Annotated in this window: 8 protein-coding genes, 7 tRNA genes, 2 rRNA genes and 1 pseudogene; 1 reads left to right on the top strand and 17 read right to left on the bottom strand. The window is 43.2% G+C overall.

Annotated features, from left to right (window positions below; translation table 11 throughout):
- Positions 1 to 301: 301 nt before the first annotated feature.
- The 7 genes and pseudogenes from glmS to sigW form a co-directional block, all read right to left on the bottom strand.
- Positions 302 to 2,104 carry a glutamine--fructose-6-phosphate transaminase (isomerizing) gene (glmS, locus tag ACEQ1T_RS01415; protein ID WP_206845555.1) on the bottom strand — a complete coding sequence of 601 codons (1,803 nt, stop codon included), beginning with the start codon at positions 2,102 to 2,104 and terminating at the stop codon, positions 302 to 304.
- 95 nt (positions 2,105 to 2,199) lie between these two features.
- On the bottom strand, positions 2,200 to 2,325 hold the full coding sequence (locus ACEQ1T_RS01410; RefSeq protein ID WP_275724031.1) for a hypothetical protein: 126 nt from the start codon (positions 2,323 to 2,325) through the stop codon (positions 2,200 to 2,202).
- Positions 2,326 to 2,582: 257 nt separating this feature from the next.
- Positions 2,583 to 3,932 (bottom strand): phosphoglucosamine mutase, encoded by a 1,350-nt coding sequence (gene glmM, locus ACEQ1T_RS01405; RefSeq protein ID WP_370221492.1) that lies wholly within the window; start codon positions 3,930 to 3,932, stop codon positions 2,583 to 2,585.
- A gap of 34 nt (positions 3,933 to 3,966) precedes the next feature.
- A complete protein-coding gene (locus ACEQ1T_RS01400) occupies positions 3,967 to 5,277 on the bottom strand; it encodes a YbbR-like domain-containing protein (protein ID WP_206845559.1) in 1,311 nt (436 codons plus the stop codon).
- A pseudogene (gene cdaA / locus ACEQ1T_RS01395) lies at positions 5,270 to 6,097 on the bottom strand (diadenylate cyclase CdaA). The gene ACEQ1T_RS01400 and the pseudogene cdaA overlap by 8 nt, the downstream one beginning before the upstream one ends.
- Before the next feature lie 177 nt (positions 6,098 to 6,274).
- Positions 6,275 to 6,910: an anti-sigma factor gene (locus ACEQ1T_RS01390; protein ID WP_206845564.1), complete on the bottom strand. Its 636-nt coding sequence runs from the start codon at positions 6,908 to 6,910 to the stop codon at positions 6,275 to 6,277.
- Between the two features lie 16 nt (positions 6,911 to 6,926).
- Complete coding sequence (gene sigW / locus ACEQ1T_RS01385) at positions 6,927 to 7,490, bottom strand: RNA polymerase sigma factor SigW (RefSeq protein ID WP_206845567.1); 564 nt, start codon at positions 7,488 to 7,490, stop codon at positions 6,927 to 6,929.
- Positions 7,491 to 7,663: 173 nt separating this feature from the next.
- Between sigW and ACEQ1T_RS01380 the strand changes: the two genes are divergently transcribed.
- Complete coding sequence (locus ACEQ1T_RS01380) at positions 7,664 to 7,822, top strand: Spo0E family sporulation regulatory protein-aspartic acid phosphatase (protein ID WP_206845568.1); 159 nt, start codon at positions 7,664 to 7,666, stop codon at positions 7,820 to 7,822.
- Between the two features lie 38 nt (positions 7,823 to 7,860).
- Here the strand turns inward: ACEQ1T_RS01380 and rocF are convergent, their stop codons facing one another.
- The 10 genes from rocF to ACEQ1T_RS01330 all read right to left on the bottom strand — a co-directional run.
- Positions 7,861 to 8,766 carry an arginase gene (rocF, locus tag ACEQ1T_RS01375; RefSeq protein ID WP_370221491.1) on the bottom strand — a complete coding sequence of 302 codons (906 nt, stop codon included), beginning with the start codon at positions 8,764 to 8,766 and terminating at the stop codon, positions 7,861 to 7,863.
- 195 nt (positions 8,767 to 8,961) lie between these two features.
- Positions 8,962 to 9,037: transfer RNA gene (locus tag ACEQ1T_RS01370), tRNA-Ala, on the bottom strand.
- Between the two features lie 4 nt (positions 9,038 to 9,041).
- Positions 9,042 to 9,116, bottom strand: a tRNA-Gly gene (locus ACEQ1T_RS01365).
- 68 nt (positions 9,117 to 9,184) lie between these two features.
- Positions 9,185 to 9,257, bottom strand: a tRNA-Lys gene (locus ACEQ1T_RS01360).
- A 155-nt stretch (positions 9,258 to 9,412) separates the two neighbouring features.
- Positions 9,413 to 9,487, bottom strand: a tRNA-Gln gene (locus ACEQ1T_RS01355).
- A 163-nt stretch (positions 9,488 to 9,650) separates the two neighbouring features.
- Positions 9,651 to 9,726: transfer RNA gene (locus tag ACEQ1T_RS01350), tRNA-Thr, on the bottom strand.
- Positions 9,727 to 9,746: 20 nt separating this feature from the next.
- A tRNA-Val gene (locus ACEQ1T_RS01345) sits at positions 9,747 to 9,822 on the bottom strand.
- A gap of 4 nt (positions 9,823 to 9,826) precedes the next feature.
- A tRNA-Glu gene (locus ACEQ1T_RS01340) sits at positions 9,827 to 9,901 on the bottom strand.
- A 23-nt stretch (positions 9,902 to 9,924) separates the two neighbouring features.
- Positions 9,925 to 10,041, bottom strand: a 5S ribosomal RNA gene (rrf, locus tag ACEQ1T_RS01335).
- Between the two features lie 202 nt (positions 10,042 to 10,243).
- Positions 10,244 to 10,338: ribosomal RNA gene (locus tag ACEQ1T_RS01330) — 23S ribosomal RNA — on the bottom strand; the annotation flags it as partial.

Genomic DNA, 10,338 nt, shown 5'->3' with positions numbered 1-10,338 from the left:
GGTCTCACCTGTCCCGCTACTCCCGCAGGACTTTGAATAAGCATCCTCGAATAAGCATCCTCGAATAAGCAACCGCACGAAGGAAATGCGCCAGCATTTTCGAGGATCTCGCACCTTCCGCTACAATCAACTCAGTAAATCATATACAAAAAGCAACGAAATAGCCTTAAAAAAAAGACCCAATCCTGCAATTGGATTGAGTCTAACTTGATCAAATTTTTAATAATGTTGTGGAGCAGTAATTTTTGAAGTCGGCACCCCAACTTTACTGGTCCAACGTTATTTTCAGTATAGAATTTCCTTACTCCACAGTAACCGACTTAGCCAGGTTACGCGGCTTATCTACGTCACACTCGCGGTGCAGCGCAGCAAAATAAGAGATTAATTGTAAAGGTATTACAGAGATAAGAGGTGTTAATAGCTCGTTCACTTCCGGAATGATAAAGCTGTCTTCTTCTGTTTCCAGCCCTTTCATGGAAATGATACAAGGGTTTGCTCCGCGGGCAACAACCTCTTTGACATTGCCGCGAATGCTTAAGTTAACACTTTCTTGAGTTGCCAAGGCAATGATTGGCGTACCGTTCTCAATTAAGGCGATCGTTCCATGCTTTAATTCTCCGCCTGCAAAGCCTTCAGCTTGAATATATGAAATTTCCTTCAGTTTAAGTGCACCCTCAAGACCAACATAGTAGTCGATACCACGGCCAATGAAGAAAGCATTGCGTGTAGTGGAAAGGAATTTGCGTGCAATGTCTTCGAACTCTTCTTTCGCATCGCAAAGGACTTCCATTGCGTTAGCAACAATGCCCAGCTCCTGAACAAGGTTGAAGTCCATTTCCAATCCGCGGCTCTTCGCTGTAACTTCTGCAAGAATGGATAATACAGCAATCTGAGCTGTATAAGCCTTGGTAGAAGCAACAGCAATTTCAGGACCCGCATGAAGCAATAGCGTGTAATCCGCTTCACGGGATAGAGTAGAACCAGGAACATTTGTAATCGTTAACGCCTTATGGCCCATTTCCTTTACATTCACAAGCACGGCACGGCTGTCTGCTGTTTCACCGCTTTGAGAGATAAAGATAAATAACGGCTTCTCTGAAAGCAGCGGAATATTGTAGCCAAACTCACTTGAAATATGAACTTCAACTGGAATTTTTGCGATTTTTTCAATAAACTGCTTTCCAACAAGACCTGCATGATAAGAAGTCCCGGCAGCAATGATATAAATGCGGTCTGCATCGTTCATTGCTTCAACGATTTCCTGGTCGATTGTCAGCTCGCCATTATCATTTTGATACTTCTGGATGATTTTGCGCATCACTAAAGGCTGCTCATCGATTTCTTTCAGCATGTAGTGAGGATATGTTCCTTTTTCAATATCGCTTGCATCCAATTCGGCGGTATACGGATCCCGGCTGATTTCCTCGCCATTCAGCGTCTGGATTTTTACAGCATCTTTTGTGACAATAACGATTTCTTTATCCATTAATTCAACATATTGATCTGTAACTTGCAGCATCGCCATTGCGTCAGAAGCGACTACATTGAATGTTTCACCTAATCCAACCAGAAGAGGGCTTTTGTTTTTTGCAACAAAAATCGTTTCATCGTTTTCTGCATCCAAAAGGGCGATCGCATATGAGCCTTTTAAAAGTGTCAGCGTTTTGCGGAACGCTTCTTCAGTATTAGAACCTTCGTTCAAGAATAATTCAATAAGCTGAACGATGATTTCTGTATCTGTATCACTTTTAAGGGAAACTCCCTGCAAATATTCGCGCTTTAAAATGTCATAGTTCTCAATTACGCCATTGTGGACAAGCGTTAAACGGCCGGAGTTGCTTTGATGAGGGTGAGCATTTACTTTGCTTGGAACACCATGAGTTGCCCAGCGGGTGTGCCCAATCCCTGTGTTTGCCATCACATCTTCATCAACAATGCTGCGAAGATCCGCAATACGGCCTTTTTCCTTGAAAACCTGAACGCCGTTATCATTCATAACCGCGATGCCAGCTGAATCATAGCCTCTATATTCAAGCTTCTCCAAGCCCTTTAATAAAATTTCCTTTGAATCTAAGTTTCCAATATATCCAACGATACCACACATACTTCTCTTCCTCCTAATAATGAAGGGGCAAGAAGCCTTTTCGGGGCACTCCTGCCCCTTATCTCTGTTTTTTATATTCGCCGCTCTAAGGGGCATTACAGCCTCTTGGGTGAGCGTTTCTTAGTTTTAGCATTCCCTTCTCTTTGTGCATTCAGTTGCCCGAATGTTTTAAAGAAGAAATCATCGGTTGTGCTTTCAACCGGGAGGCATCCGCCGAACATTCGATAAACCTCCTCCTCGTCAACTAATCCTTACGTCCAGGATCAGTTCAGGCGCTTTAAATTAATTTGTTCACTATCCACCTTTCTCTTTTTGAATGAAGCTGTCTTGTATTCTTAAATACAAAAACAGGATTATCATACATCAAAGTCAGACTTCCGTCAACAGATAAATGAATATGGAGAGGATGGAAACTCCCACAAATTAAAATATGCATAAGGGAGTTCAGGAGTTCCCTTATGCATATGAATTGTGCTGCTTATTCTTTTAATCCCATTTCACTTTCAACAACAGCAGAGATGCGCTCTACATAAGACGCACACAGCTCACCTGTTGGCGCTTCTGCCATTACACGGACAAGCGGCTCTGTACCGGAAGGGCGGACAAGGATCCGGCCGTTTGCGTTCATTTCTTCTTCAACCTGCGCAATGACTTCTTTCACTTTTTCATTGTCTGTCACATGGTGTTTATCTGTAACACGGATGTTCACAAGCTTCTGCGGGAATTTCTGCATTTCGTTTGCAAGCTCAGATAGCGGCTTTTTGGTTACTTTCATGATGTTAACAAGCTGAAGGCCTGTCAAAAGCCCATCTCCAGTTGTGATGTAGTCCAGGAAAATGATATGTCCTGACTGTTCTCCGCCAAGGTTGTAACCGTTCTTCTTCATTTCCTCCACAACATAGCGGTCGCCTACAGCTGTCTGAACACTTTCCACACCGTTGGCTTCAAGCCCTTTATAGAATCCAAGGTTGCTCATCACAGTGGAAACTACTGTGTTTTGCTTAAGCCTTCCCTGCTCTTTCATATATTTTCCGCAGATATACATGATCTGGTCGCCATCTACAATATCGCCATTTTCATCAATGGCAATTAAACGGTCTCCATCGCCATCAAATGCCAAACCTACATCTGCTTCTTTTTCCTTAACAAAGGCAGATAGTGCCTCAGGATGAGTAGAACCGACTCCTGCATTGATATTTAATCCGTTAGGAGATGCTCCCATCATTGAAAGATCAGCATCAAGATCAGCAAATAGGTGTGTTGCCAGAGGAGAAGTGGCACCATGTGCACAATCAAGCGCAATGTGGATGCCAGAGAAATCTTCATCAACCGTCTGCTTTAGGTATTGAAGATACTTCTGTCCGCCTTCAAAATAATCATTTACCTGTCCCAGGCTGCCTCCGACCGGTCTTGGAAGCTGGTCTGCTTCCATATCCATTAATTCCTCAATCTCAGCTTCCTGAGCATCAGAAAGTTTAAATCCATCCGGGCCAAAGAACTTGATTCCGTTATCTTCAACAGGATTATGGGATGCAGAAATCATTACGCCAGCTTCTGCACCCAGTGCTTTTGTTAAATAAGCGACGCCAGGCGTTGAAATGACTCCGAGACGCATAACTTCTGCTCCGATTGATAATAGCCCCGCTACAAGTGCGCCTTCCAGCATATGGCCCGAAATACGGGTATCACGGCCGATTAATACTTTCGGACGATCATGGTCCTTTGTTAATACATAACCCCCAAAGCGGCCCAGTTTAAAAGCCAGCTCCGGTGTCAGTTCACTATTTGCAACTCCTCGTACTCCATCTGTACCGAAATATTTACCCATTTTATAATCGCTCCTTCTAACTTTAAAAACTATATTAAGCTTCTTCTTTTTGCGTAATCGTTATGGTCGCTTTGCCTGTTGCAGGTTTTATATCCACCCCTGAAGGGCCATCGACGCTGATTGGCACCTCATGGTCACCTTCACCAAGGTCTGCCAGGCTCAAATATATATTAAAATCTTCTGCTTTGAGATCCTGAACCGTGCTGCTTTTACCGGTAACCGTAATACTTGTCCGTCCGGAAGCTGGGTTTTTAAGGACCGCTTCATATTCTTCAGCTAAGTCCACTAAGTTGATGGGGAGGCTTGAAAAGGTTTTGGTTTCCTCTTGTTCCTGTGCCTCTGTTTCTTCAGCAGGCTCTTCTGTATTATCCTCTTCATTCACATTCTCCTCAGTGCTGACGTCTACAGTCGCCTTCACTGTCTTAGGATCGACTGCAGAAATCCCATCCGGAATAATAACCGGCAGGGTGAGCACGGTATCTTTTTCAATCTTGCTGACATCCACCTCTACCCTGACACTTTCAGTCTCATTTAATATTTCTTCCCGGCCCGTAATAGAAGCCTCGTCAACATCGAGTTCAATCGAATTAATGGTAACACCATCTTGAGGTTCTCCCTTCCGGACGATCGTAACGGGAACCGTCTTGCTTAACTGCTTAACAGGTACTGTTACTTGAATCACTTCGGGTTCCACAATAACATCAAGCTTATTCATCTCACGGTCCAATACCCTGACAGTTGCTTCATTAGTGATTGTCTCGGTTATTGGCCCCTTTACATCAAGAGTTGCTTTAACAAAGCTGATCCGCTCAATCACTTCTTTTGCTCCCGTGATTTTTACCGTCTTTGGTTCTGCAGATGCCGCTTCGGCGGTATAGCCCTCACCAAGCAGGCCATTATTAAATTCTGCATCCACTTTAAATTCCTGGGTCACTTTTTCATGGACTGTCACATCTGCATATTGCGGATTGATCGTCACATCAAGTTTATCTGAGATATCGCGGATCTTAATTTCCACTCGTTGAGAGCCAGTTTCTGCATTTGTCAAATCTACATATACTTCAAAATTCTGCTGTTTTTTTGCTGGCTCAAGGTGGCTCTTGGGACCCTCTATGCTCAAATCAACAGTATCCGGAATACCGGTAACAACCAGATTTTCCGTATCATAATAGCTTTTCACAGGGACATCTTCAATAATGTCTGAATCCTGCTGGCCTGGAACGTTAATGTCCTTTAATTCCTTATCTGCATCATATACTGAATCAAATAGAAAAAGTGCCAGAATCAAAGCAACAATTTTCATGAACCAGCGGGTGTCTACCAATTTATCAATTAACTTATCCATTCTTTTTCCCCCTCCAGTTCCAAAGACCTGAAGAAGTCTGCTTTATTTTATGTTGAACAAGCAACTCATTTGAAAGCATATCTTTAAAAGCTTCAGCTTTTAAATCACGGTGCAGCTCACCGTTTTTGGTTAAGGAAACACTTCCTGTTTCCTCTGAAACGATAATGGTAATACTGTCAGTTACTTCACTTATACCTAAAGCAGCCCTGTGTCTGGTGCCCAGCTCTTTTGAGATGAATGGACTTTCTGACAGCGGCAGATAACACGCTGCTGCAGCCACACAATTCTTTTGAATGATAACGGCTCCGTCATGCAGCGGTGTATTCGGTATAAATATATTAATCAGGAGCTCAGATGAAATTTTGGAATCCAGCTGAATACCGGTTTCAATATAATCGTTCATCCCCGTTTCCCGCTCAACTGAAATAAGCGCCCCAATGCGGCGTTTAGCCATATAATCCACAGCCTTTGCAATGGATTCGACCAGTTTCTCCTGATTTTCCTCCTCCTGATTAGCCGTCCTTGAGAAGAATCTTCCTCTTCCCAATTGCTCCAGTGCTCTTCGCAGCTCCGGCTGGAAAATGATTATGATGGCCAGAAATCCCCAAAGAAGCACTTGTTCCATCATCCATCCTAATGTTTGCAGGTGGAACTTGTCGCTTGCTACTTTAACCAGAATAATGACAAAAATCCCCTTCAGCAATTGGACAGCCTTTGTTCATTTAACAATCATTATTAGCTTATAGATGACGTACCAGACAAGGAGAATGTCTATTGTATTAGCCAACAATTTCAAAATAGAGAAATCTGCAAACGACATTATCCTTCCTCCAATTATATATTTCAAAAGCAAAAATGCTTAAAGTTTCTTTTATGTAACTTTCATATTATATCATATTTAACGCTAATTCCAATTTTGAGACAACAGACACCATCTGGAAAAATAAGCACACTAAGAATCCCTGCCTTAAAGCAGGGATTCTTACTATGGTTATGCCTATTTCTCTTTTTCTGTTTCTCCGCTTTCAAATACATTAACAGCATCCTTGGCTGCCTTTTTGATGTGATACCAAAGCCATTCGAAAATGGCATCAACCTCTTCGATTTCTCCGGTAACATTACCGGCTGAAGCCATGTACTGCTGGCCATTGATGACCGTAACATTTCCCTCTATTTCGCCCTGGATTTCCAAGTCACCGTTCTTAACCACTACATCGCCTTTTACCACTTCTCCTTCCGGTACGATCACCTTATCGTTTTGCACCACAAGGTTTGGCTGCTTAGAAACCGATAATTGGTGATCCTGATCCCAGGAAGAAGCGACGCTTCCCATCATCAGAACAAGAAAGAGGGACGCCGCAGTTAAAAGCGGATGATGCCTGAACCAGCGCTGGACACCGACTTTCCGCTTTTCTTTGGGCAATTTCGCCATAACGTTTGCCGTAAAATTTTCAGGTGCCTGTATATGTGAAGTGCTTTGGACTAAAGCGATCGTCTTCTTTAATTCATGGAAATGAATTTGGCATTCCTCACAGTTCTGCAAGTGTGCCCTTAATTCCATCTCATGTTCGGCTGAGATCTCTTCATCTAGGTACTCATGCATATAAACAACCATTTCTGCTGGACATTTCAAAGTTCTCACCCTCTTTTTAAACGTATCTTAATTGATTCCTAAGTGCTTCCCGGCCCCGGTGAATCCTGGTTTTAACCGTTCCCAGAGGAAGGTCGAGCGTTTCACTGATCTCGTTCAGCGATAATTCTTCAATATATTTTAAAACAATAACCGAACGATATTTCTCCGGAAGCTTCGATATCTCCCTTTGGATTGTTTCCTGCAATTCCAGACTTTCTACATCTTCTTCAGGCAGCCTCGCATCGGAAGCAATTTGAGAATACATGTTCAGTCCATCCGTTCCTGCGACCTCTGCATCCAGATAATAATCAGGCTTCTTTTTTCTGATTCTGTCTATACATAGGTTTGTGGCAATCCGAAAAAGCCACGTGGAAAACTTCAAGTCAATATTAAAGCTGGCAATGTTTACATAGGCTCTTAAGAAAGCCTCCTGAGCGATATCCTCTGCCTCATGCCTGTTTCCCAGCATTCTGTAGCATATCTGAAAAACTTTATCTTTGTATATTTCAACAACTTCAGCATAAGCATCCTGGTCGCCCTTTAATACTTGCTTTATCCTCTTCTTTACGATTGTCTCCATTTTTTACCTCAGCTCCAGTGCGGCTAATCGATAATACGAACCGATAGCGGAAAAGGTTTCATTTTAATAAAAAAACATTCAATTTCTATATTAGCAAATTTTTACTTATTCTGGTTTAATTTTTTTCTTTTAGGGTATAAAAGTACTAAATTATTCGAAAAGGGTTGGTTACGGTGTGTGTTAAGGAATTATTGAGAGATATTGAGGATTGCCGGTCAAGAATGATGCAGTTAGCAGCATCCGCTTCTTTTACAGATCACATGGTAGTTGATACGAGCACGAAACTCGATCAGCTTCTAAATAAATATTATACACTCACAGCAAAAAAATGAGCAGAACTTGTTTACGTTCTGCTCATTTTTATTTTCTATTATAGAAGCTTTTCGCCAAATAATGAACCCATTAGCGCGACTGCCACGGTAGCTGTTTTATTTTTGTCATCCAAAATTGGATTAACCTCTACAAATTCAGCCGATGTTATGATCTGAGCTTCTGCAAGCATCTCCATGGCCAAATGGCTTTCACGATAGCTGATGCCGCCAATAACGGGAGTTCCAACACCCGGTGCATCATGCGGATCCAGTCCATCCAAATCCAGAGACAGATGAACACCATCTGTATTTCTTTCTTTTAAATATGTAATAGACTCCTCCATAACTTTGGTCATCCCAAGCCGGTCAATTTCGTGCATGGTATATACTTTAATGCCTTTTTCCTTAATTAGCTCCCGTTCTCCTTCATCCAAAGATCTTGCTCCAATAATAACAATATTCTCCGGCTTAACCTTTGGAGCATATCCTCCTACATTGGTTAAAAGCGGGTGCCCAATTCCCAGGCTTACTGCAAGTGGCATGCCATGAATGTTCCCTGAAGGTGAAGTTTCAGCTGTATTTAAGTCCCCGTGGGCATCATACCAGATTACTCCAAGATTTTTGTAGTGCTTCGAAACACCGGCTAATGTTCCAATTGCGATGCTGTGATCGCCGCCAAGTACTAATGGAAAAGAACCACTTTCTATTGCTTTATCAACTTCTTCTCCTAGTTTTTCTGTCTTTTCAGCAATAAGGTCCAAGTTTCTAAGATTTGAATTTGGATCGATTTGAACTTCCGGACGGCCGATGGCAATATCACCCTGGTCTTGGACTTCTTCGAATAAACACTTTAATCGCTCATTTACACCTGCATATCGGATCGCACTTGGTCCCATGTCCACACCGCGTCTCATCTGGCCAAGATCCATCGGCATTCCAATTATCGATAATTTCTGTCTTTTCATATTACAAGTCCTCCCTTTCCCTTCATACTCTTATTTTAACCGCTTTCAAACACATGACTCAACTCGACAAAATCGTGTATATATATGCGTCTGCCGGGGAAGGTAATCTTAAAAATCAAGGTGTTAACTTTCCAATAAGGAGAAATAAAAAATCCCTAAACCATGATGGTTTAAGGATTGTCGAATTATGTATAATGGTGGAGCCTAGCGGGATCGAACCGCTGACCTCCTGCGTGCAAAGCAGGCGCTCTCCCAGCTGAGCTAAGGCCCCATTTTGGAGCGGAAGACGGGATTCGAACCCGCGACCCCCACCTTGGCAAGGTGATGTTCTACCACTGAACTACTTCCGCAAAAATATTTATATTTACAAGTAAGACCTTCAGGAGTCGATTCCCAAGGTCTGTGTTTTTCTATAAAGTGAGCCATGAAGGACTCGAACCTTCGACCCTCTGATTAAAAGTCAGATGCTCTACCGACTGAGCTAATGGCTCAAAATATAATTCTGATGCCTAAACTTAATTTGCAGATGTGCTTCAAAGCCCTGCGGTCTTTGTCGCAGATTTTAAAAGCTTGCCATTCAGGGATGTAACGCTTCGATGCTGCATTCTTTTAAAATCCTCTACCAACTGAGCTAATGGCTCGAAAATGGCTGGGCTAGCAGGATTCGAACCTGCGAGTGACGGAGTCAAAGTCCGGTGCCTTACCGCTTGGCTATAGCCCAATAATTACAAAATAAAAAGGACATTCATAGCTTGTCCAGTTTTTTGTGTTTTATTAAGAATCAATGGTGTAGTGGGGCAGATTCGAACTGCCGAACCCGAAGGATCTGATTTACAGTCCGCCGCGTTTAGCCACTTCGCTACCCCTCCATCTATAAAAAAAGATGGTGCCGGCGAGAGGACTTGAACCCCCAACCTACTGATTACAAGTCAGTTGCTCTACCAATTGAGCTACACCGGCAGCTTGTATAATTAAATTGATGGTGGAGGATGACGGGATCGAACCGCCGACCCTCTGCTTGTAAGGCAGATGCTCTCCCAGCTGAGCTAATCCTCCAAAATGGTGACCCCTACGGGATTCGAACCCGTGTTACCGCCGTGAAAGGGCGGTGTCTTAACCGCTTGACCAAGGGGCCATATATAATTACCCAATTAGGGTGCCCGGCAGCGTCCTACTCTCACAGGGGGACAGCCCCCAACTACCATCGGCGCTGAGAAGCTTAACTTCCGTGTTCGGTATGGGAACGGGTGTGACCTTCTCGCTATCGCCACCGGACTATTTGATTGAAGAAACTTCGTTCCCTCAAAACTAGATAATGCATGAAGAAGTATTTGCCGAGAATTCACCAATGACTTGTCTAGCTTCGGCTCCTAACTTCTCAGCCATTTCGATCCGTCCCTCCAAATCCAAAACCAGGATTTGAATGGCCGGCTCTCCAACGTCTTTCGAAGTTGAACAGTCGCCTCCGCTTTTCGTTTTGGTTAAGTCCTCGATCGATTAGTATCAGTCAGCTCCACATGTCGCCACGCTTCCACCTCTGACCTATCAACCTGATCATCTTTCAGGGATCTT

The sequence above is a fragment of the Cytobacillus sp. genome (assembly GCF_964223445.1).
Taxonomy (GTDB): domain Bacteria; phylum Bacillota; class Bacilli; order Bacillales; family Cytobacillaceae; genus Cytobacillus.
The sequence above is the reverse complement of the archived record's forward strand: the minus strand, read 5'-3'. Positions and strand labels throughout refer to the sequence as shown.